The organism is Micromonospora aurantiaca ATCC 27029, assembly GCF_000145235.1.
Classification (GTDB): domain Bacteria; phylum Actinomycetota; class Actinomycetes; order Mycobacteriales; family Micromonosporaceae; genus Micromonospora; species Micromonospora aurantiaca.
In genome coordinates this window covers 2,724,398-2,749,549 of record NC_014391.1, presented here as the reverse complement: position 1 = coordinate 2,749,549, position 25,152 = coordinate 2,724,398, and the positions used below count along the sequence as shown (strand labels likewise).

Here is a 25,152-nt window from a genome sequence, read left to right as displayed (position 1 = left end):
CGGCTCAGGAGAGCCCGAGGTCCTGGTCGATGAGGTCGAACAGCTCCTGGTTGCTGGCCGCCCGCAGCCGGCCGGCCACCTCGGCGGTCTCCTCCCGGCGTTCCTCCGCGACGCCGAGCCGTTCGAGCAGGCTGTGCAGGCGCATCGTGATCCGCACCCGGCCGATGTCGTCCGGGTCGCGCAGCGCGAGGACGCTCTCCAACTGGTCCAGCTCCGCGAGGGTGGGCAGCGCCTCCACCGACGCCTCGTCGAGCAGTTCGGCCCGCAGGTGCTCGGCCAGCGCCTGCGGGGTCGGGTGGTCGAACACCACCGAGCTGGGCAGGCTCAGCCCGGTCGAGCGGGCCAGCCGGCCCCGCAGCTCCACGGCGGTGAGCGAGTCGAAGCCGAGGTCCCGGAAGGGCCGCCCGGCCTCCACCGCGTACGGGGTGTCGTGGCCGATGACCTCGCCCGCGGCGGTGCGGATGAGGTCGACCAGCAGCCGTACCTGTTCGGCCTGCGACAGCTCGCCGAGCCGCTTGCGCAGTTCGCCGGCGACCTGGTCGCCCTCCTCGGCGGTGGCACGCGCCGCCGCGGCCTGGGCGGCCACCTCGGCGATCTCGCTGATCAGCGGCCGGGGCCGGGCGGAGGCGAACACCGGCGCGAAGCGGTCCCAGTCGATGTCGGCGACGGTGAGGGCGGTGTCGTCGCCGTCGAGGCCGGCGCGCAGGGCGGCCATCGCCGGTTCCCGGTCGAGCAGGGACACCCCGCGCCGGCTCATGGCCGCGGCGTGCGCGTCGGTCACCATGCCGCCGCCGGCCCAGGGGCCCCAGTTCACCGAGAGGTGCCGGGCCCGCCCGGCAGGCCGGGACTGCGCCCAGGCGTCCAGGAAGGCGTTGCCGGCGGCGTACGCGCCGTGGTCGCCGACGCCCCAGACGGCCGCGATGGAGGAGAAGTGCACGACCAGGTCGAGCGGCTCCGGGTCGAGGAGCTCGCCGAGGTGCCGGGCGCCGGCGATCTTGCCGGAGACGACGTCGGCGAGTTCCGCCTCGGTCACGGCGGCGACCGGGTTGAGCCGGCCCACCCCGGCGGCGTGCACCACCGCGTGCACGGTCTCGCCGTCGGCGCGCAGGGAGCGCACGAGGTCCGCGACGGCGTCCCGGTCGGCCAGGTCGCAGGCCAGCACCCGGGCCTCGGCGCCGAGGGCGGCCAGTTCCGCCACCGCCTCGTCGGCCCCGGGGGCGGCCGCGCCGCGCCGGCTGACCAGCAGCAGTCGCCGCGCGCCGTGCCGGGCGAACCAGCCTGCGGCGTACCGGCCGACGGCGCCGGTGCCGCCGGTGACCAGGACGGTGCCCGGTGCCTGCCAGCCGGCCGGTGCCTCGGCGCGGGGCGCGCGCTCCAGCCGCCGCAGGTACGTCCCGGATTCGCGCACCGCGAGCTGGTCCTCGTCGCCGGCGGCGGTGAGGGCCGCCAGGACTCCCTCGGCGGCGGCGGTGTCCAGGGTGGCGGGCAGGTCCAGCAGGCCACCCCAGTGCCGGGGGTGTTCCAGCGCGGTCACCAGGCCGAGGCCCCACGTGGTGGCCTGGGCGGGGCGGGCGACGGGGTCGTCGGCGCCGGTGGCGACTGCCTGCCGGGTGAGCAGCCACAACGGTGCCGGGGGCAGGGCGTCCGTGACCGCCTGCACGAGGGCGAGGTTCGCGGTCAGGCCCAGCGGCACGGCCGGGCGCTCGGGGTGCGCCCGCTCGTCGAGGGCGAGCAGCGACACGATCCGGGCGGGTGCCGCGGCGGCGAGCTGCCCGGCGAGCGCGTTCCGGTCGATCGTCGCCGGATCGACGACGATCTGCCGCACGTCACCGCCCCGGGCGGTGAGCAGTTCGGCGAGCCGGTCGGCGACCGGCTGGCCGGTGCCGCTGTGCACAAGGGTCCAGGTGCCCTCGACGGCGCCCGCCGCGAGGGCCCGCGGACGCCAGGTGATCCGGTAGCGCCAGCCGCTGGCGAGGGTGTCCTCCTGCTGCCGGCGCCGCCACCGGTCCAGGTCCGGCAGCAGCTTCCGCAGCGGCCGGTCCGCGTCGAGTCCGAGCCGGCTGGCGAGTTCGTCGCCGTCGCCCGATGCCACGGCCCGCCAGAACGCCGAGTCGACGTCGTCGGGGGTGGTGGCGGGGGCGGGCCCCGGCGCCGCGTCGAGGGTCGGCCAGAACCGCTGGTGGGCGAACGCGTACGTGGGCAGGTCCACGTGGCCGCCACCGGGAAGCAGCGCCGGGAAACGTACGGGCATGCCGTGGCAGTACAGCTCGGCCACCGCGCCGAGCAGGGTGGTCACCTCGTCCTGGCCGGGCCGCTGCACGCCGGTCACGACGATCGGGGCGTCCACCGGCAGCGCGTCGGCGGTCAGTGCGGTCAGCACGGTGTCCGGCCCGACCTCCAGGAACCGGGTCACCCCGTGGGCGTGCAGGTGGGTGACGGTGTCGGCGAAGCGGACCGCCTCCCGGACGTGGCGCACCCAGTAGCCGGGGGTGCAGAGCTGCTCGGCGTCGACGACCGCGCCGGTCAGGTTCGACACCAGCGACACCGTCGGCGGGGCGTACGACAGGGTCGCCGCGACGGCCGCGAACTCGGCGAGCATCGGCTCCATCAACGGGCTGTGGAAGGCGTGGCTGACCCGCAGCCGCTTGGTGCGTACGCCGAGGTCGGCGAAGTGAGCGGCCAACCCGGCCAGCGCCCCGTCGGCGCCGGCGACGACGACGGCGGCCGGCCCGTTCACGGCGGCGACGGCCGCCTGTCCCGGCGTGCCGTCCAGCGCCCGCAGCACGTCAACCTCGGGCGCGGCGACGGCCAGCATCCCGCCGCCGGCGGGCAGGGCCTGCATCAGCCGGCCCCGGTTGCCGACGAGCGCGCAGGCGTCGGGCAGGTCGAGCACCCCGGCGACGTGGGCCGCGCTGATCTCCCCGACGGAGTGCCCGGCCACGAAGTCGGGCCGGATCCCCCAGTGTTCGAGCAGCCGGAACAGCGCCACCTCGACGGCGAAGAGCCCGGCCTGGGTGAAGACCGTCTGGTCGAGCAGGTCGGCCTCGGCGGTGCCCGGCTCGGCGAACAGCACCGTGCGCAGCGGCCGCGGCAGGTACGCGTCCAGGTGCTGGCACGCCTCGTCGACGGCCGCCGCGAAGACGGGGAACGCCTCGTACAGGCGGCGGCCCATGCCGGCGTGCTGGGCACCCTGGCCGGAGAAGAGCATCGCCAGCGCCCCGCCGGGCTCGGCGACGCCCCGGGTGAGCCCGGGGTGCTCCTGCCCGGCGGCGAGGGCCCGCAGGCCGCCGAGGGCGGCGTCGGCGTCCTCGGCGAGCAGCACCGCGCGGTGCCGCAGCGGGGAACGTCCGGTCGCCAGTGCCCGGGCCACGTCGGCGGCGGACGCGGCGGTCTGCGGCAGCCAGTCGGCCAGCCGGGCCGCCTGGGCCCGCAGGCTGTCGGCGGTGTCGGCCGAGACGACCCAGGGCAGCACCGGCGGCCCGGCGGCGGGGCGGGGCGTGCCGGTGCCGGCCGGCGGCGCGGCCGGCGCCTGTTCGAGGATGACGTGCACGTTGGTGCCGCTGACCCCGAACGACGACACGGCGGCCCGGCGAGGCCGCTCCACGTCCGGCCACGGCTGCGCCTCGGTCAGCAGCGCGACGGCACCCGCCGACCAGTCCACGTGCGGCGACGGCTCGTCCACGTGCAGGGTGGGCGGCAGCAGGTCGTGCTGGAGCGCCAGCACCATCTTGATCACGCCGGAGACCCCGGCGGCGGCCTGGGTGTGGCCGATGTTCGACTTGACCGAGCCGAGCAGCAGCGGCCGGTCGGCGGGCCGGTCCCGCCCGTACGTGGCCAGGAGCGCCTGCGCCTCGATCGGGTCGCCGAGCCGGGTGCCGGTGCCGTGCCCGTCGACGGCGTCCACGTCGGCGGCGGTCAGCCGCGCGTTGGCCAGCGCCTGGTTGATCACCCGCTCCTGGGCGGGCCCGTTGGGCGCGGTCAGGCCGTTGCTGGCGCCGTCCTGGTTCATGGCCGAACCGCGGACGACGGCAAGGATCCGCCGGCCGTCGCGCTGGGCGTCGGAGAGCCGCTGCAACATCACCAGGCCGACGCCCTCGCCCCAGCCGGTGCCGTCGGCGGCCCCGGCGAACGACTTGCACCGGCCGTCGAGGGCGAGCCCACGCTGCCGGGCGAACTCGAGGAACGGGCCGGGGGTGGCCATCACCGTCACGCCGCCGGCGACCGCGACGTCGCACTCGCCCTGCCGCAGGGACTGGCAGGCCAGGTGCAGCGCCACCAGCGACGACGAACAGGCGGTGTCGACGCTGACGGCCGGGCCCCGCAACCCGAAGTGGTACGCCAGCCGACCGCTGATGACGGCGGCGACGTTGCCGGTGGCCTGGTAGCCCTCGGTCTCGACCCGGGCGGCCATCAGCAGCGTCGCGTAGTCCTGGCCGTTGGTGCCGACGAAGACGCCGGTGTTGGTCTCCCGCATGTCGGCCGGCGCGGTGCCGGCCCGCTCGAACAACTCCCAGGCGCTCTCCAGCAGCACCCGCTGCTGCGGGTCCATCACCATCGCCTCGCGCGGGGAGATGCCGAACAGGGCCGCGTCGAAGCCGGCGGCGTCGGTGAGGAAGCCGCCCTCCCGCACGTACGAGGTGCCGGGCCGGTCGGGGTCGGGGTCGTAGATGGCCGCCAGGTCCCAGCCCCGGTCGGCCGGGAACTCCGCGATGCCGTCGCGCCCCTCGGCGACGAGTCGCCACAGGTCCTCGGGGCCGGCGACGCCGCCGGGGTAGCGGCAGCTCATCGAGACGATGGCGATCGGCTCGTCCAGCGCCGTGGCGGCCCGGGTGGGAACCGCCGCCGGGCTGTCGTCGCCCGCGAGCCTGCCCGCCAGGTGCTCGGCGAGGGCGTCGGGCGTCGGGCGGTCGAACACCAGGGTCGCCGGCAGGTTCAGCCCCACCGCCTCGGCGAGCCGGTTGCGCATCTCGACGGCGCTGAGCGAGTCGAAGCCGATCTCCCGGAACGACCGGTCCGCAGCGAGCGCCTGCGGCGAGGCCAGCCGCAGCACCGCCGCCGCGTGGACCCGTACGAGGTCGAGCAGGACCCGGCGCCGCTCCGGCGCGGCGAGGCCGGCCAGCCGGCCGCGCAGCGGCGAGGCCGTGTCGGACGGGTCGGCGTCGCGCTGCCCGGCGGCGAGCAGTTGCGCCACCTCGGGGACGTCGGCGATCAGCGGCCGGGGGCGGGCCAGCGTGTAGGTCTGGAGGAACCGGTCCCAGGCGATGTCCGCCACGGTGAGCGTGGTGTCGCCGTCGTCGAGCGCCCCGGCCAGCACGGAGACCGCGAGGTCGGGGCGCATGGCCCGGACGCCCGAGCGGAACATCTGATCGGCGGCGCCCTCGGCGTCGACCATGCCGCCGCCGTCCCAGGCGCCCCAGGCGATGGCGGTGGCGGCCCGGCCGCGCCGTCGCCGGTCCTCGGCGAGCGCGTCGAGGAAGGCGTTGGCGGCGGCGTAGCCGCCCTGGTGCCCGCCGCCCCAGACGCCCGCGCCGGAGGAGAAGAGCACGAACGCCGACAGGTCGTCGCCGCACGCCTCGTCCAGGTTCACCGCGCCGGCCACCTTGGCCCGCAGGGCGTCGGCGAGGTCGGCCACGTCGGTGGCCGCGACCGGCGCGGCGTGGGCCACACCCGCGGTGTGGAACACGGCCCCGACGCGGGTGCCCTGCCCGGCCAGCCGCTCGACGAGGGCCCGTACGGCGGCGGGGTCCGCGACGTCGCAGGCGGCCACGGTGACGGTGGCGCCGGCGGCGCGCAGTTCGTCGGCCAGCGCGTCGGCGCCGGGCGTGGCGGGCCCCTGGCGGCCGGTCAGCACCAGCTCGCCGACGCCCTCGCGGGCCAGCCAGCGCGCGACCTGGGCCCCGATCGACCCGAGGCCGCCGGTGACCAGGACGGCGCCGCTGGCGGGACGCCAGTCCCCGGTCGCCGTCCGGTCGGCGCGGGCCCGGACCAGCCGCCGGGCGAACACCCCGGAGGGGCGCAGCGCCAGCTGGTCCTCGGCGTCGACGCCGGCCAGCACCGCCACGAGCCGGGCCCGGTCCCGGGGGTCCAGCTTCGTGGGCAGGTCGACGAGGCCACCCCAGCGGTCCGGGTGCTCCAGGGCGACCACCCGGCCGAGCCCCCAGAGCATCGCCTGCCGGGGGCGGTCGAGCTGGTCGGCCCGGCCGGTCGAGACCGCGCCGGCGGTGGCGCACCACAGCGGCGCTGTGATTCCGGCGTCGCCGAGGGCCTGGACCAGGGCGTACGTGGCGGCGAGGCCCGCCGGGACGACCGGGTGGGCCGGGTGCGGCGCGTCGTCAAGGCCGAGCAGCGAGAGCACGCCGGCGACGGGCCCACCGGTACGCGCGAGCCGGTCGGCAAGCGCCTGCCGGTCCGGCTCCGTCGCGTCGATCCGGACGACCTCGGCCCCGCCCTCGCCCAGCACCCGGGCGACGACGTCGACCAGGGGGTGCTCGACGCCGGCGGCCGGCACGACCAGCAGCCAGGTGCCGGCGAGGGTGGCCTCCGCGACGGTCAGCGGCTTCCAGGTCACCCGGTAGCGCCACAAGTCGACGGTGGACTCTTCGCGGCGGCGCCGGCGCCACGAGGAGAGCAGCGGCAGCGCGGGGTCGAGGGAGCGGGCCGTGGCCTCGTCGATGCGCATCGCGGCGGCCAGCGCCTGCGCGTCGGCGCGTTCCACGGCCTCCCAGAATTTCCGGTCCGCCTCGTCGGCGACGGCGAGGGCGGGGGCGGTCGCTGACGTCGGCTGCGGCCAGTAGCGCTGGCGCTGGAAGGCGTACGTGGGCAGCGCGACCGGCGGGCCGGTGGGGGCGCCCAGGATCGCCGTCCAGTCGACCGGCACGCCGTGCACGTGCAGCCCGGCGAGGACCGTCAGCATGCGCTGCCAGCCACCGGCCAGGGTGTCCTCGGCGGCCACCACGACGGCGTCGTCGGCCCGCGCGCTCTCGCGGATGCCGGCGGCGAGCACGGACGCGGGAGCGGCCTCGAGGAAGACCCGGTGGCCCTCGTCGAGCAGGACGCGTAAGGCGTCGGCGTCGGCGTCGGCGTCGGCGTCGGCGTCGGCGTCGGCGTCGGCGGACAGTTCCCGGTACCACCGGGCGGCGTCGAGGCCGTCGGTGTCGACCGGGCCGCCGATCGCCGAGTACAGCGGTATCTCGGCCGCCCGGAGGGTGATCCCGGCCGGCGCGTCCGGGCCGTCCTCCGCCCGGCTGGCGAGGGCCATCGTCTTCGCCGCGTCCTCCAGCGACAGCGCGCCGGCCACGCAGGCGGCCGCGACCTCGCCGTGGGCGTGCCCGACCACGGCGGCGGGCCGGACGCCGAGCGAACGCCACCAGCGGGCCAGCGAAACCGCCACGGCCCACCGGACGGGGTGCGTCACCCGGGGGTCCGTCGCGGGCGGGGCACCGTCGGCACCGCGCAGCACGGCGGTGAGCGACCAGTCCACGTGGGGGGTGAGGGCCGCCTCGCAGGCGGCGATCACGGCGGCGAACTCCGGTGCCCGGTCCAGCAGCTCGACCGTCGCGGCGGGCCACGGGTCGCCGTGGCCGGGGAAGACGAGGATCGGGTCGGTGCCTCGCGCGGCGACGCCGGTGACGGCGGTGGCCCCGCCGAGGTGGAACGACTCCAAGGCGCGCGTCAGGCCGACTGTGTCGCGGCCGAGGACGACGGCGCGGTGCGCGAACGCGGTCCGGGTGGTGACCAGGGCGTGTGCGACGTCGGCCGGCGCCAGCTCCGGGTGTGCCGCGAGGTGCGCGCCCAGCCGGGCCGCCTGGTCGCGCAGCGCCGGGGCGTCCACGGCGGAGAGCACCAGGGGTACGAGTCCGGCGCGCGGCCCGTCGGCGGCGCGTGCGTCGACCGCCTCGGCGGGCGGCTGCTCGATGATCACGTGCGCGTTCGTGCCGGAGATCCCGAACGACGACACCGCCGCCCGACGCGGCCGGTCCACCCGCGGCCACGGGGTCGCCTCCGTAGCCAGGGCCACCGCCCCCGCCGACCAGTCCACATGCGGCGACGCCTCGTCCACATGCAACGTCGCCGGGACGACGCCGTGCCGCATCGCCAACACCATCTTGATCACACCAGCCACACCAGCAGCCGCCTGCGTGTGCCCGATGTTCGACTTCACCGACCCCAACAGCAACGGCCGATCCTGCGGACGCTCCTGCCCGTACGTCGCCAGCAGAGCCTGCGCCTCGATCGGGTCACCGAGGGTCGTGCCCGTGCCGTGTGCCTCGACGGCGTCCACGTCGGCCGGAGTCAGGCGGGCGTTCGCGAGGGCCTGGTGGATCACGCGCTGCTGCGAGGGGCCGTTCGGGGCGGTCAGGCCGTTGGACGCGCCGTCCTGGTTCACGGCCGTACCACGCAGGACGGCGTGGATGCGCCGGCCTTCCCGCTGGGCGTCGGAGAGCCGCTGCACGAGCAGGACACCCACGCCCTCGCTCCAGCCGGTGCCGTCGGCCGAGGCGGCGAACGACTTGCACCGGCCGTCCTGCGACAGACCACGCTGCCGCGAGAACTCGATGAACGTCCCCGGCGTCGCCATCACCGTCACGCCGCCGGCCAGGGCGAGGTCACATTCACCCGACCGCAACGCCTGCGCGGCGAGGTGCAGCGCGACGAGGCTGGACGAGCAGGCCGTGTCGACGGTGACCGCCGGGCCTTCGAGGCCGAACGTGTACGCCACCCGCCCGGACAGCACGCTGCCCGAGTTGCCGGTGCCGACGTAGCCCTCCACCTCGCCGGCCAGCTCCATCAGCCGCGTCGCGTAGTCGTGGTACATCACACCGGCGAACACACCCGTCCGGCTGCCCCGCAACCGCTGCGGGTCCAGCCCCGCCGACTCGAACGACTCCCACGACGCCTCCAGCAGCAACCGCTGCTGCGGATCCATCGCCAGGGCCTCACGCGGCGAGATGCCGAAGAACGCCGGGTCGAACGCACCCGCGTCATACAGGAAGCCGCCGTGCCGGGTGTACGACGTCCCGGGGTGGTCCGGATCGGGATCGAACAGGCTCTCCAGGTCCCAGCCACGGTCGGTGGGGAACTCCCCGATCCCCTCCCCGCCGGCGGCCAGCAGCGCCCACAACTGGTCGGGCGTCTCGACGCCGCCCGGGTAGCGGCAGGCCATGCCGACGATGGCGAGCGGCTCGTCGGCGCGGGTGGTGGTCCGCGCGCCCGGCGCGGCGGGACCGCCGGCGGCACCGGCGAGTTCGGCGTGCACGTGGACGGCGAGCGCCTGCGGCGTCGGGTAGTCGAACACCAGCGTCGAGGGCAGCCGCAGGCCGGTGGCCGCGTTCACGCGGTTGCGCAGGTCGACGGCGGTCAGCGAGTCGAAGCCCAGCTCGCGGAACGCCCGGTCGGCAGGCACGGCTTCCGCCCCGCCGTGCCCGAGCACCTGCGCGACGAGGCCGCGTACCAGCACGTCGACCTGGGCGCGCGCCTCATCGGCGGTCAGGCCACCGATACGGGTCGCCCAGGTGGTGCCCTGTCCCGCCTGGCGCCGGATCGTGGTCGTACCGATCAGGTTGCGGAGCATCGGCGGCACCGGGCCGGCGCCGACGGCGGCCCGGAGGGCGGCCAGGTCGATCACGGCGGGCACCAGGGCGGGGCGGTCTGCGGTGAGCGCCGCGTCGAACAGGCGCAACCCGGTCTCGGCGCTCATCGCCGTGAGGCCGCCCCGCGCCGATCGCGCCCGGTCGGCGTCGTCGAGGGACGCGGCCATGCCGGCGGTGTCCCACATGCCCCAGGCGAGGCTGACGGCAGGCAACCCGAGCTGCCGCCGGTAGACCGCCAGGGCGTCGAGGAACGCGTTACCCGCCGCGTACGCCGACTGACCCGGCGAACCCAGCACACCCGCCACCGACGAGAACACCACGAACAGATCCAGACCCAGACCCGCCGTCGCCTCATGCAGGAACCAACCCGCCGACACCTTCGGCGCCAGCACCGCACGAAGCCGCTCGGCGGTCAGCCCTTCGACTACGCCGTCGTCCAGGACACCGGCGGTGTGCACCACACCCGCCAGCCGGCCCTCAGCGGAAACCTCCGCCACCAGGGCGGACGCCTGATCCCGGTCCGTCACGTCGCAGGCGACCACCCGCACCGACGCACCCAGCGCGGTCAGCCGCTCCGACAACTCACCGGCACCCGCAGCCGCCGCGCCACGACGCGACACCAGCACCAGCGACCGCACGCCGTACGCCGACACCAGATGCTCCGCGACCAACGCCCCGAGCGCACCCGTACCACCGGTCACCAGCACCGCACCGTCACCCACGACCGGCGTCTCCACCGACGCCGCAGCGACCGCACGCACCAGACGCGGCACGAACACCTCGCCCGCACGCACCGCGACCTGACCACCGTGCGTCGACGGCTCGTCGGCCACCGTGGTCAGCACACCCAGCAGCCCGGCGTCCACGTCACCGTCGACGTCCGCCAGGACGATGCGACCCGGGTGCTCCGACTGCGCCGAGCGCAGCAGACCCCAGACCGCCGCTGCGGCCAGGTCGGTGACCCGGTCTCCGTCCCCGACCGACACCGCACCCCGGGTCACCACGACCAACCGCGACTCCGCCAGCGCGTCGGCCGCCAGCCAGGACCGCACCGTCGCCAGCATCTGCGACGTCGCCGCCCGCACCGACTCGGGGCCGTTGTCGACGGCGGCGGCGGGCATCTCACCGGGGGCCGAAGCAGGTTCCGTCCCGACGTGAAGGGCCCGGCGCAGGCCACCCTCCGGCACCAGCAACAGACGCGGCGCCACACCCGACGCCACGGCGACCGCCTCGACGTCGGCGTACACCGGCAGCTCAGCGACGGCCGGCAGGTCGGCGGCGGCGGCGGCGGGCGAGCCCAGCAGCGCCCACCCGGAGGCGTCCCCGGCTGGGGCGACCTCCTGGGCCTGCCAGGTGAGTTCGAACAGCGACCGGGCCGACGCGTCCGGGGACGACGACACCCCGGTCAGCTCGCGCAGGGCGAGGGTGTCCACCGATACCACGGCCGCGCCCGACTCGTCGCACGCGACCAGCCGCACCGCCGAACCCGCGCGCGACAACCGCACCCGCAGCACCCGCGCGCCCGAGGCATACACCTGCACACCCTCGAACGCGAACGGCACCCGAGGCCCACCCGAGCCCTCCAAGCCGGGCAGCAACCCGATCGGATGCAGCGCGGCGTCCAGCAGCGCCGGGTGCACGCCGAACCCCGCGGCGTCACCGGCCACCTCGTCCGGCAACGCCACCTCGGCGTACACGTCCTCGCCGACGGTCCACACCCGGCGCAGCCCCCGGAACACCGGCCCGTACGACAGGCCGTGCTCCGCCAGCACCGGATACCAGCCCGCCACGTCCACCTCGACGCCGTCGACCGGCGGCCACTCCCCCACGCCCGGCTCGTCGGCCGACGCCGGCTCCAGCACACCCTCCGCGTGCCGGACCCACTCCGGGTCGGCGGCCTCCTCGGGCTGCGAGTGCACGGTCACCGATCGCACGCCGGTCTCGTCGGCCGCGCCGACGCGCACCTGCACCCGCACCGCACCCGCCTGCGGCAGCACCAGCGGCGCGGCCACGGTCAACTCCCGCACCCGCGACGCACCCACCTCGTCACCCGCCCGCACCGCCAACTCCACCAGGGCGGCGCCCGGCACGATCACCGCGCCGGAGACGACGTGGTCGGCGAGCCACGCGTGCGTCGACGTCGACAGGCGGCCGGTCAGCACCACCATGTCCGCGCCGGCCACGGAGACGGCCGCGGCGAGCAGCGGATGCCCGGCCACGCCGAGGCCCGCCCCGGACACGTCCGTCCAGCGGCCCGCCGGCTCCAGCCAGTAGCGCTGGTGCTGGAAGGCGTACGTCGGCAGGTCCAGGTGCCGGCCGCCGGCCCGGCCGAGCAGGTCCGCCCAGCCGACGGTCACGCCATGCACGTGCAGCGCTGCGAGGGCCTCCAGGAGGGCCTGCGGCTCGGGGCGGTCGTGGCGCGACGCGGACACCAGCAGGGGCGCCGGTTCGTCGTCCGAGCGCTCGGCGAGGCAGTTCTGCGCCATGGCGGTCAGGACGCCGTTCGGTCCGACCTCGAGGTAGGTGTCGACGTCCCCGGCGCGCAGGCAGTCGACGGCGTCGGCGAAGCGCACCGTGCCGCGTACGTGGCGCACCCAGTAGCCCGGGTCGCAGAGCTGGTCGGCGTCGGCGACGCGGCCGGTCAGGTTCGACACCACCGGGATCGTCGGCGGCCGGAACGTCAGCCCCTCGGCGACGGCCGCGAACTCGGCCAGCATCGGGTCCATCCGCGCGCTGTGGAAGGCGTGGCTGACCCGCAGGCGGCGGGTCTGCACGCCCCGCTCGGACCACACCCGCTGCACCTCGTCGAGGGCCTCGGCGTCGCCCGCCACCACCACGGCGGCGGGGCCGTTCACGGCGGCCACGTCCAGCCGGCCGGGCAGCCCCGCCAGGGAGGCGGCCACCGCGGCCTCGTCGGCCGCCACGGCGAGCATGCCGCCGCCCGCCGGCAGGGCCTGCATCAGCCGACCCCGCGCCGCGACCAGCGCACACGCGTCGGCCAGGGAGAACACACCCGCCACATGCGCCGCCGCGATCTCACCGATGGAGTGCCCGGCCACCAGGTCCGGCACGACACCCAACGACTCGACCAACCGGAACAGGGCCACCTCGACCGCGAACAGCCCCGCCTGGGTGAACACCGTCTGGTCCAGCAGCCCCGCCTCAGGCGTACCCGCCCCGGCGAACAACACCTCCCGCAGCGCACGCGGCAGCAGCGGATCCAGGTGAGCACACACCTCGTCCAGGGCCGCGGCGAACACCGGGAACGCCCCGTACAGCTCACGACCCATACCGGCGCGCTGCGCGCCCTGACCGGAGAAGAGGAAGGCCACCCGGCCGCGCGGCGCCGACGCACCGGTGGTGACGGTGCCGGCCGGCTCGCCTGCGGCGAGGGCCCGCAGCCCGGCGAGCAGGTCGTCCGCGTCGCCGGCCAGGACGACCGCGCGGTGCTCCAGTCCCGCGCGGCTGACCGAGGAGGCCGCGACGTCGACCGGGCGCGGGGAGTCGACGCGGGCGAGGTGGTCGGCCCAGCGGCCGGCCTGCCCGGCGAGCGCCTCGGGCGTACGGGCGGAGAGGAACACCGGGGCGAGCGGAAGCGCCACCGGCGCGTCGGCGGCGGACGGGGCCTCCTCCGTGGACGGGGCGTCGTCGACGGGCGCCTCCTCCAGGATGACGTGCGCGTTCGTACCGCTGATGCCGAAGGACGACACGGCGGCCCGGCGCGGCCGGTCGGTGGCCGACCACGTGCGTGCCTCGGTCAGCAGCGAGACCTGCCCGGCGGACCAGTCGATGTGCGGGGAGGGCTCGTCGACGTGCAGGGTGGCGGGCATGGTGCGGTGCCGCATCGCCTCGATCATCTTGATCAGGCCGGCGGCACCGGCGGCAGCCTGAGTGTGGCCCAGGTTCGACTTGACCGAGCCCAGCCAGAGCGGCCCGCCGTCGCCCCGGTCCTGCCCGTACGTGGCCAGCAGTGCCTGTGCCTCGATGGGGTCGCCGAGGGTGGTGCCGGTGCCGTGCGCCTCGACCACGTCGATGTCGGCCGGCGAGAGCCGGGCGTTGGCGAGAGCCTGCCGGATGACCCGCTCCTGTGACGGTCCGTTGGGCGCGGTGAGCCCGCTGCTGGCGCCGTCCTGGTTGACGGCGCTGCCCCGCACGACGGCGAGGATCCGGCGGCCGTCGCGGCGAGCGTCGGAGAGCCGTTGCAGGAGCAGCACGCCGACGCCCTCGGACCAGCCGGTGCCGTCGGCGGCGGCGGCGAAGGACTTGCAGCGGCCGTCCGAGGCCAGGCCACGCTGGCGGGAGAAGTCGGCGAACGTGCCAGGGGTGGACATCACGGTGACGCCGCCGGCGAGGGCGAAGTCGCAGTCCCGCTGGCGCAGCGACTGCGTGGCGAGGTGCACGGCGACCAGCGACGACGAGCACGCCGTGTCCACAGTGACCGCTGGGCCCTCCAGCCCGAATGTGTACGCCACCCGCCCGGACACCACGCTGCCGGAGTTGCCGGTGCCGATGTAGCCCTCGACGCCGTCGGGCAGGTCCAGCACCCGCGACGCGTAGTCGTGGTACATGACCCCGGCGAAGACGCCGGTCCGGCTGCCGCGCAGCGCCTGCGGGTCGATGCCGGCGTGCTCGAACGCCTCCCAGGAGGTCTCCAGCAGCAGCCGCTGGTGCGGGTCCATCGCCAGGGCCTCGCGGGGGCTGATGCCGAAGAAGCCCGGGTCGAACTGCGGCGCGTCGTAGAGGAAGCCACCCTGGCTGCTGGTCGACGTGCCCGGGTTGTCCGGGTCGACGTCGAAGAGCCGCTCCAGGTCCCAGCCCCGGTCGGCCGGGAAGTCGCCCACCCCGTCGCCGCCCCGGTCGACGAGGTCCCACAGCTCCGCCGGGCTGGACACGCCGCCCGGGAACCGGCACGCCATGCCGATGACTGCCATCGGCTCGCGGTCCTTGGCCTCCACCTCTCGCACCCGCCGACGCGCGTCGCGCAGGTCGGCAGTCGCACGCCGGAGGTAGTCGAGGAACTCTGCCTCAGTGGGCATCGGGCCACTCCGTATCGGGGTTCGAGGTGTGCGACATGCCGGTCAGGCCGAGCCGAACTCTTCGTCCAGCAGGCTGAAGATCTCCTCGGCGGAGGCCGACTCGAGGCTGGCGCCCTCGTCGGCGGCGGAGTCCGCACCGGACTCGGTGTAGGTCCACAGGGAGAGCAGTTCACGCAGCCGGGCGCCGACGGCGGCCCGGTCGGTGTCGGCAGAGGCCACCGCCCGCATGGCGTGCTCCAGCTTGTTCAGCTCGCCGAGCACCGTCAGCGCGGAGGTGCTCCGCTCCGCCAGCAGCGCGCCCCGCAGGTACTCGACCAGCGCGGCCGTGGTCGGCCGGTCGTAGATCAGCGTGGACGGCAGCCGCAGCCCGGTGGCCGCGTTGAGCCGGTTGCGGAACTCGACCGCGGTCAGCGAGTCGAAGCCCAGCTCGACGAAGCCGCGCTCGACGTCGATCGAGCGGATCGACGCGTAGCCGAGGACCGCGGCGGCGTGGGTGCGGACCAGATCGGAGAGCACCTGGTCGCGGTCGGCCTCCGCCGTGGCGGCGAGGGTCTCCCGCAGCGCCTCGGCCGGATCGCGTTCGGCGGCCCGTACCGCGCCGGTCGTCGCCGGCCGGACCAGCGACCGCAGCACCGGCGGGACCGCCGCCGGCCCGTGCCGGCCGATCAACGCGAGGTCCAGGTTGACCGGTACGACCACCGGCTCGGCGAAGCGCAGGGCCTCGCTGAACAGGTCCATGCCCTCCTCGGCGCCGAGCGGCACGAAGCCGCCCCGGTTCATCCGGGCCTCGTCGACGTGCCCGGTCCGCCCGTCGCCGGTGTCGTTCACCCACGGGCCCCAGGCCAGCGAGAGCGCCGGGAGTCCCCGGTCGCGCCGGTGCTGGGCGAGGGCGTCGAGGAAGCAGTTCGCCGCCGCGTGGTTGGCCTGCCCGGGGCCGCCGAACAGGCCGGCCGCCGAGGAGAAGAGCACGAACGCGGCCAGGTCCAGCTTCTCGGTCAGCTCGTGCAGGTGCCACGCCGCGTCGACCTTGGGACGCAGCACGGCGTCGAAGCGCTCCGGGGTGAGCGCGGGCAGGACGCCGTCGTCGAGTACCCCGGCGGCGTGCACCACGCCGGTCAGCGGCTGGTCGGCGGGGAGCTCATCGACCAGCAGGGCGAGCGCGTCGCGGTCGGTGACGTCGCAGGCGGCCACCCGGGCGGTGGCACCCAGCCCGGCCAGGTCGTCGACCAGCGCGGCGACGCCCGGTGCGTCCGCCCCGCTGCGGCTGACCAGCAGCAGGTGCCGTACGTCGTGGCGGGTGACGAGCCGCCGTGCCACGAGCCGCCCGAGCAGACCGGTCGCCCCGGTCACCAGAACGGTGCCGGCAGCCAGGTCGGGGCCGGGCGCCTCGGCCGGGGGCGGGCCGAGCCGGGTCAGCCGGGGCACCCGGAGCTGCCCGGCACGTACGGCGAGCTGGGGTTCGCCCGTGGCCAGGGCCGCCGGCAGCAGCGCGGCGGCCGGGGCGTCGTCGTCGACGTCGAGGAGCACGATCCGGTCGGGGTTCTCCGACTGGGCGGAGCGCAGCAGGCCCCAGGCGGTGGCGGCCGGCACGTCGGCGATCCGCTCGTCCGGGTCGACCCGGACCGCGCCGCGGGTGACCACCACCAGCCGGGCGGCGGTCAGGGACTCCTCGGCGAGCCACTGCTGGGCCAGCGCGAGCATCCGGTGGGCGACCCGGTGCGCCTGGGCGGCCGGGTGTGGCTCGCCGGCGGCGGTTCCGGCGCAGGTCACCACCACCGCGTCGGGTGCGGCGGCACCAGCGCGTACGTCGGCGACGAGCGTCGACAGGTCCGGGTGCCGGTCGGCGCCGGGCCAGTCGGCGCCGAGGACGACGAGCCGGGAGGTGGCGTCGGCGCGGCCGGTGGCGGGGGCGACCCAGTCGAGGCGGTGCAGGGACCGGCTGGCCGAGCGGCGGGCGGCGCTGAGCTGCTCGCCGGAGATGGGCCGCAGGACCAGACCGTCGACGGAGGCGACCGGGGTGGCGCCGGTGTCGGTCACGGTCAGGGCCACGGAGCCGGCGTCGGTGGCGCGCAGCCGGATCCGCAGTTCGCGGGCGCGGGTGGGTCGGATGGTGACGCCCGACCAGGTGAACGGCAGGCCCGGGCGGATGTCGGGGCCGCCCTCGGTGCCCGACGCGCCACCGGCGGGGTCGCCGGCCGTGGCGTCGGTGGCGCCGTCCGTGGCGCTGGCGCCGATGGCGTGCAGCGCCGCGTCCATCAGGGCCGGGTGCACGGAGAAGGCCGTGGTGTCGGTGGACGCGTCGGCGTCCAGGGCGACCTCGGCGAGGATGTCCCGGCCCGAGCGCCAGGCGGCGCGCAGCGCCCGGAAGGTGGGGCCGTAGTGGTAGCCCTGGGCGGCGAGCCGGGCGTAGAGCCCGTCGAGGGCGATCGGCTCGGCGTCGGCGGGCGGCCACACGGCGGCCGGCACGGGGTCCGGGTCGACGGTGTCGGCGAGCTGGCCGGAGGCGTGCCGCTGCCAGGCCCGGGAACCGTCGGGTCCGGTGTCGTCGTCGCGCCGGGTGTGGACGGCGACGGGCCGGTGCCCGGTCTCGTCCGGCGGGCCGACGCGGACCCGCAGGTCGATTCCGCCCTCGGTGGGGATCGCCAGCGGCGCCTCCAGGTTCAGCTCGGCGACGGTCGCCGTGCCGGCCTGCCGGCCGGTCCAGGACGCGAGCTCCACCAGGGCTGTGCCGGGCAGCAGCACCGTGCCCAGCACGGCGTGGTCGGCGAGCCAGGGGTGGGTGGCGAGGGTGATCCGGCCGGTGAACAGCAGGCCCTCGTCGCCGGGCAGGTCGGCCACCGCGCTGAGCAGCGGGTGGTCGACCACGTCGAGGCCCACTGCGGGCAGGACCGAGCGGTGCGCGCCGGTGCGCTCCAGCCAGAAGCGGTTCCGGTCGAAGGCGTACGTGGGCAGGTCGACGGGCTCGGCCTCGGGCAGCAGCCGGCGGTGGTCCACCGCCAGGCCGAGGGTGTGCGCGGTGGCGAGGCCGGTCAGCAGCCGGGTGGCGGCGTCGTCCGACCCGGCGAGGGTCTCCAGGACGTGGCCGGTGACGCCGGTCGCGTCGAGGACGGCGGCGACCCGGTCGGTCAGCGCCGGCTCCGGCGAGATCTCCACGAATGTCACGTGTCCGGCCGCGACGGCGGCGCGCAGGGCGGCGTCGAGCCGCTCCGGTCCCCCGGCGATATCGGCCGGGCGGTCGGCACCGGAGGCGGTCGGCGCCGCTCCGACGCCGGCCGGGTCGGCACCGGGGCCCGCCCGGTCGACACCAAGGCCGCTCAGGTCGGCCCAGTGGTCGACACCGAGGCGGGCCGAATCGGCCCAGTCGCCGGTGAACGTGGAGGCCAGCCGGGCGGTCCCCGGCTGCGGGGCGAGCCCCGCGAGGGCGGCGCGGAGGCCGTCGTGGTCCAGGTGGCCGGCGGCGGCGCGGGCCCGCAACGCCACCGTGCGGGCGGCGTCGGGCAGGGACAGCAGGCCCGCCACGTACGCGGCCACGACCTCGCCGTCGCCGGTGCCGACGACAGCGGCGGGGGTGACGCCGGCGTGCCGCCAGACGGCGGCGAGCGCCACCCCGACGGCGAACAGCACGGGCCGGGCCAGCTCCGGCCGCTCGCCCCAGGAGGCGTCCGCGCCGGTGAGCAGGGCGGCCGGATCGACGTCGACCCAGGGCGCGAGGGCCTGCCGGCACTCGGCGAGGGTGTCGTCGAAGACCGGGCAGCGGCCCACCAGTGCGGTCACCGCCCCCGCCGGGGTGGCGCCCGGGAAGACGAACACCGGGCCTGCGCCGTGGTTGGCGACGGTGCCGGTCACGACGTTGCCGGCCGGGGTGCCGGCGGCGAGCGCGTCCAGGCCGGCCAGCAGCTCGCCGGGGGTCGCGCCGAGCACGGCGGCGCGCCGGTCGAACGCCGAGCGGGTCGCGGCGAGCGACCAGCCGACCGCCGCCGGGGCGAGGCCGGGGTGCGCGCGCAGGTGCCGGGCCAGCCGGGACGCCTGCGCGGCCAGGGCCGAGGTGGAGCGGGCCGAGACGGGCCAGGCCACCACGTCGGCGGTGAGCAGCCCGGCGGCGCGTTCCCCCTCCGCAGCGGCTGCGGGCGGCATCGGTGCGTCGCCCGGCTCGGCGTCGGCGGGCGCGTCGGTGGGCAGCTCGACGACCACGTGGGCGTTCGTGCCGGAGATGCCGAACGAGGAGACCGCCGCGCGGCGGGGCCGGTCGGCGGCCGGCCACGGCCGGGACCGGGTCACCAGCTCCACGTCGCCGGCCGACCAGTCGATGTGCGGCGACGGCTCGTCCACGTGCAGCGTCGCCGGTACGGTCCCCTCCCGCATCGCCAGCACCACCTTGATCACGCCGGCCACACCGGCCGCGGCCTGCGCGTGGCCCATGTTCGACTTGACCGAGCCCAGCAGCAACGGGCCGGCGTCGCCCCGGTCCTGCCCGTACGTCGCCAGCAGCGCCTGCGCCTCGATCGGGTCACCGAGGACGGTGCCGGTGCCGTGCGCCTCGACGACGTCCACGTCGGTGACCGCCAGCCCGGCGCCGGCCAGCGCCTGCCGGATCACCCGCTGCTGGGAGGGGCCGTTGGGGGCGGTCAGGCCGTTCGACGCGCCGTCGGAGTTGACGGCGGAGCCGCGGACGACGGCGAGGACGCGGCGGCCCTGCCGCCGGGCGTCGGAGAGCCGCTGCACGAGCAGCATGCCGACGCCCTCGGACCAGCCGGTGCCGTCCGCCGTCGCGGCGAAGGACTTGCACCGCCCGTCGGAGGCGAGGCCGCCCTGGCGGGAGAACTCCTGGAACGCCGTCGGGGTGGCCATCACGGCCACGCCGCCGGCCAGCGCCAGGTCGCACTCGCCGCGCCGCAGCGCCGCCCCGGCGAGGTGCAGCGCCACCAGCGACGAGGAGCAGGCGGTGTCGACGGTGACGGCGGGGCCCTCCAGCCCGAGGGCGTACGCGACCCGGCCGGAGATGACGCTGTGCGCGGCGCCCGTCATCAGGTAGCCCTCGACGCCCTCGGGGACCTCGGTCAGGCCCGTGCCGTAGCCGGAGGTGGAAGCGCCCACGAAGACGCCCGTACGGCTGCCGCGCAGCGACGCGGGGTCCACCCCGGCCCGCTCCAGTGCCTCCCAGGACGTCTCCAGGGTGAGCCGCTGCTGCGGGTCCATGGCGAGGGCCTCGCGGGGCGAGATCTCGAAGAAGGCGGGGTCGAAGTCCGCCACGTCGTGGAGGAAGCCGCCCGCCGGCGGGTGCGTCCCCTCGGCCGGCTCGGGTATCTCCCAGCCCCGGTCGGTGGGGAACGGCGAGATGGCGTCCACGCCGTCGGCGACGAGCCGCCAGAACGCCTCCGGCCCGTCGACGCCGCCGGGGTAGCGGCAGGCCATGCCGACGATCGCGACGGGCTCGTCGGCATCGACGACGACGGTCTGCGGGGCGGCGGCCGGGGCGGCGCCGGAGACCAGCTCGCGCAGGTGCGCGGCCAGCTCGGCGGGGGTCGGGTAGTCGAAGACCAGTGTGGTGGGCAGCCGCAGGCCGGTGGCCGCGTTCAACCGTCCCCGGAAGTCCACGGCGGTCAGCGAGTCGAAGCCGAGGTCCTTGAACGGGCGGCCGCGCAGCTCGTCGGGGGTGGCGTGGCCCAGCACCGCCGCGGTCTGCTCGTTGACCAGGCGCAGCAGCTCCCGCTCCTGCTCCGCGGCCGGGAGCGCCGCGAGGTGGCGCAGTGGCGCGGCGACCCCGTCCGCCGGCGTGGCGGCCTCCTCCTCTGCGACGAGCGCCCGCACCTGCGGCAGGTCGCCGAGGAACGGGCTGGGCCGGGCCACTGTGAACGCGGGGTGGAACCGGCTCCAGTCGACGTCGGCGACTGTCACGCAGGGCGTGGGCCGGCGCAGCGCCCGGTCGAGGGCGACGAGCGCCTTCTCCGGGTCGACGGGCGGCAGGCCCATCCGGTTGAGCTGCTCGGTGGCGACGTTCTCGGCGGCCATGCCGTGAGCGCCGCCCCAGGCCGTCCAGGACACGGCGGTGGCCGGCAGGCCCCGGTCGCGCCGGTTGACGGCCAGGCCGTCCAGCAGAGAGTTGCCGGCGCCGTACGCGCACTGCCCGGCGCTGCCCCACACGCCGGAGATGGAGGAGAACATGACGAACGCGGCGAGGTCGCGCTCGGCGAGGCAGGCGTCGAGGTGCAGGGCGCCGAGCACCTTGCCCGCGACGACGTGGGAGAACTCGTCGAGGGTGGTGTCGGTGATCGGGGTGAGCTGGTCGGTGCCGGCGGCGTGCACGACCGCCGTCAGGTCGGGCAGCGAGCCGACCAGGTCCGCCACGGACCGCCGGTCGGTGACGTCGCAGGTGGCGGCGGTGACCCGCCCGTCGGCGCCGTACCGGTCGAGCAGGTCCGCCACGGCGGGGGCGGCGGCGCCCCGGCGGCTGGCCAGGACCACCCGCCCGGCGCCCCGGTCGAGCAGCCAGCGGGTGACGTGGCCGCCGAGGGCGCCGGTGCCGCCGGTGACCAGGACGGCGCCGGACCACCAGTCGCCGGCGGGGTTCTCGTCGGTCGTCGGCGGGGCCGGCGTGAGCCTCCGGGCCCAGGTTCCGCCGGGGCGCACGGCCACCTGGTCCTCGCCGCTGTGGCCGGCCAGCACGGCGGCGAGCCGCCGGGTGATGGCGGCGTCGACGGTGGCCGGCACGTCGACCAGGCCGCCCCAGCGGTGCGGTTGCTCGACGGCCGCCGCGCGGCCGAGGCCCCAGACCTCGGTCTGCAGCGGGTGCGCGACCCGGTCGCCCGGGGCCGCCGCCACCGCGCCGCTGGTGACGCACCACAGCGGCGCCACCAGGTCCAGGTCGGTCATCGCCTGGACGAGGGCGAGGGTGCCGGCGGCGGCGAGGGTCACGCCGGGGTGCTCGGGCAGCAGCCGGTCCTGGCCGGCGACGACGGCGAGCACGCCGTCGACACCGCGGTCGCCGGTCAGCATCCGGAGCCGGGCGGCGAGCGCCGCGCGGTCCAGGTCCGCGGCGCCGACGCGCAGCACCAGCGGCTCGGCGTCGCCGAAGAGCCCGGCCAGGCCGTCGGCCCACGCCGGCGCGTCCTCGGCGGGCAGCACAACCAGCCAGCGGCCCGCCGGGGCGTCGCCGTCCTCGACCGGCACGGGCTGCCAGCTCACCTGGTACGACCACCCGTCCACGAGGGAGCGTTCCCGCCGGGACCGACGCCAGGAGGACAGCGCGGGCAGGGTCGGCAGCAGCGCCCGTACCTGCTCGTCGTCGCCCAGCTCGCCGCGCAGCGTGTCGACGTCCGCCTGCTCCAGGGCGGTCCAGAATTCGTCGTCGCCGTCGGAGGACGCGGTGCCGGGGCCGGCGGGCGGCGGCTCGGGCCAGAAGCGCCGGCGGCGGAAGGCGTACCCGGGCAGCGGCACCCGCGCGGTGTCGGCTCCCGCGTACAGCCTCGTCCAGGCGACCTCCACCCCGCCGACGTGCAGCTCGGCGAGGGCGGTGAGCGCCGACGTGGGCTCGGGGCGGTCGCGGCGCAGCAGCGCCACGGCGGAGGTCTCGTCGTCGGCCAGGACGTCGCGGGTCAGCGCGGTGAGCACTCCGCTGGGGCCGACCTCCAGGAACGTACGCACGCCCAGGGCGCGTAGCTGCTCGACGCCGTCGGCGAAGCGGACCGCCTCCCGCACGTGCCGCACCCAGTACTCGGCGGTGCGGATCTCGTCGGGGTCGGCGACGGCGCCGGTCAGGTTCGACACGATCGGCAGCGCCGGCGGGTGCAGCTCCAGCCGGCGCACCACGGCGGCGAACTCGGCGAGCATCGGTTCCATCAGCGGGCTGTGGAAGGCGTGGCTGACCCGCAGCGGCCTGGTGCGTACGCCCTGGTCGGCCCAGCGGCGTTCGAGTTCCTCGACGGCGTCGGCGGCGCCGGAGACGACGACGGCGGTGGGCCCGTTGACGGCGGCCACGGCGACCCGGTCCTCGACGTCGGCCAGAGCGGACCGGACGGCGTCGGCGGGGAGCTGGACGGCCAGCATCGCGCCGCCGGCCGGCAGGGCCTGCATCAGCCGGCCCCGGGCGGCCACCAGCGTGGCGGCGTCGGGCAGCGACAGCACGCCGGCCGCGTGCGCGGCGGAGAGCTCGCCGATCGAGTGGCCGAGCAGCACGTCCGGGACGACCCCCCAGCTCTCCAGGAGCCGGAACAGCGCGACCTCGACGGCGAACAGACCGGCCTGGGTGTAGAGGGTCTGGTTGAGCAGCCCGGCCGCCTCGTCGCCCTCGGGCGCGAAGAGCACCGGGGCGAGCGGGCGGGGCAGGTGCCGGTCCAGCTCGGCGCAGACCTCGGCCAGTGCCCGGTCGAAGACGGGGAACGCGGCGGCCAGCTCGCGGCCCATGCCGCTGCGCTGCGCGCCCTGGCCGGAGAAGAGGAACGCGAGCTTGCCGCCGCGCGGACCCGCGCCGGTGACCAGGCCCGGGGCGTCGCCGCCGGCGGCCAGCGCGCGCAGGGCGGCGGCCAGGTCGGCGCGGTCGGTGGCGAGCAGCACGGCGCGGTGCTCCAGGCCGGCCCGGGTGCTCGCCGACGACCAGCCGACGTCGGTCAGCCGCAGCCCGGGGCGGTCGTCGAGCCAGTCGGCCCAGCGGGTGGCCTGCGCGGTCAGGGATCCGGCGTCGCGGGCGGAGACCAGCACCGGCACGAGTCCGGCCCCGTCGACCGGGGCGGTGCCGGGCGCCGTGACCGGGTCGGTCTCGGAGGCGGAGCCGTCCGGGGCGTCCGCCGGGGCCGGGTCGGCGGCGGGTGCCTCCTCGATGATCACGTGGGCGTTGGTGCCGCTCATGCCGAAGGAGGAGATGCCGGCGCGGCGGGGCCGCTCCCCGGCGGGCCACGGCCGCGGCTCGGTGGCCAGCGCGACCGCGCCGGCCGTCCAGTCCACGTTGGGGGTGGGCTCGTCGACGTGCAGGGTGGCGGGCACGGTGTCGTGCCGCAACGCCATCACCATCTTGATCACGCCGGCCACGCCGGCGGCGGCCTGGGTGTGGCCGATGTTCGACTTGACCGAGCCGAGCCAGAGCGGTTGGTCGGCCGGCCGGCCCTGCCCGTACGTCGACAGCAGCGCCTGCGCCTCGATCGGGTCGCCGAGGGTGGTGCCGGTGCCGTGCGCCTCCACGACGTCGACCTGCTCGGGCGCGAGCCGGGCGCTGGCCAGCGCCTGGAGCACTACCCGCTGCTGGGACGGGCCGTTGGGGGCGGTCAGGCCGTTGCTCGCGCCGTCGGAGTTGACGGCGCTGCCGCGTACGACCGCGAGCACGGGGTGGCCGTTGCGGCGGGCGTCGGAGAGCCGCTCGACGAGCAGCAGGCCGGCCCCCTCGCCCCAGGCGGTGCCGTCGGCAGCGGCGGCGAACGACTTGACCCGGCCGTCCAGGGCCAGGCCGCGCTGGCGGCTGAAGCCGATGAACGCGGACGGGGTGGACATGACGGTGGCGCCGCCGGCCAGCGCCAGGGTGCACTCGCCCTGCCGCAGCGCCTGGCAGGCCAGGTGCAGCGCGACCAGCGACGACGAGCAGGCGGTGTCGACGGTGACGGCGGGCCCCTCGATGCCGAGCGCGTACGAGATCCGGCCGGACACGACGCTGGCCGCGGTGCCGGTGAGGATGTAGCCCTCGGTGCCGGGTGGCGGCTGCTGAAGCAGCCCCACGTAGTCCTGGCCGGTGGTGCTGGCGAACACCCCGACCTGGTGGCCTCGCAGCGTCGAGGGGTCGATGCCGGCGTGCTCGAACGCCTCCCACGAGGTCTCCAGCAGCAGCCGCTGCTGGGGGTCCATGGCCAGCGCCTCGCGCGGCGAGATGCCGAAGAACGCGGCGTCGAACTCGGTGGCGGAGTCGACGAAGCCGCCCTCGGCGACGTACGACGTGCCGGGATGGTCGGGGTCCGGGTGGAACAGCCGCGCCAGGTCCCAGCCGCGGTCGGCGGGGAACGCGGAGTAGGCGTCGCGGCGGGAGTCGACGAGCTCCCACAGTTCCTCGGGCGAGCCCACCCCGCCCGGGAAGCGGCAGGCCATGCCGACGATGGCGATCGGCTCGCGGCTGGCCGCCTCAAGCTCGCCGAGCTTCCTCCGGGTCTGGTGAAGGTCCGCCGTCACCCATTTCAGGTACTCCCGGAGCGTATCTTCAGTCGCCATTGACGCCACCTCTTCGGGTCGGAGAGAAACAGCGACCCAATACCGTCCACGGACGCCACAAGCCGCGAAGATCCAAACCCATTCAGCCGACCACGAATTGCCAGACAAAATGGCGTTTCAGCCCCCCACCAGGTCTTACGCGCCGGACGAAAGGTAATTGTCGCCGGACGGCGGTCACAACCCCTAGCGTGCCCCTACGGGTGCCCCTAGGTGGCGGGGGCGCAGGCTGGGCCGACCCGCCCTGCGAGCGGTGCGGCGCACCGCCCTCGCGGGGTGCGGCCGGGCGAGTGCGCGGACCCGCCCGGCCCGGCGTGTCACGACCGCCGACAACGGTCGTACGACAC

The 25,152-nt window shown here is 76.5% G+C and carries 2 protein-coding genes; both read right to left on the bottom strand.

Annotated features, from left to right (window positions below; all coding sequences use genetic code 11):
* Positions 1–4: 4 nt before the first annotated feature.
* A complete protein-coding gene (locus MICAU_RS12310) occupies positions 5–14,626 on the bottom strand; it encodes a type I polyketide synthase (protein WP_013285635.1) in 14,622 nt (4,873 codons plus the stop codon).
* Positions 14,627–14,668: 42 nt separating this feature from the next.
* The gene (locus tag MICAU_RS12305) at positions 14,669–24,808 is read right to left on the bottom strand and encodes a type I polyketide synthase (protein ID WP_013285634.1); all 10,140 of its coding nucleotides are present in this window, start codon (positions 24,806–24,808) and stop codon (positions 14,669–14,671) included.
* Between the last annotated feature and the right edge of the window lie 344 nt (positions 24,809–25,152).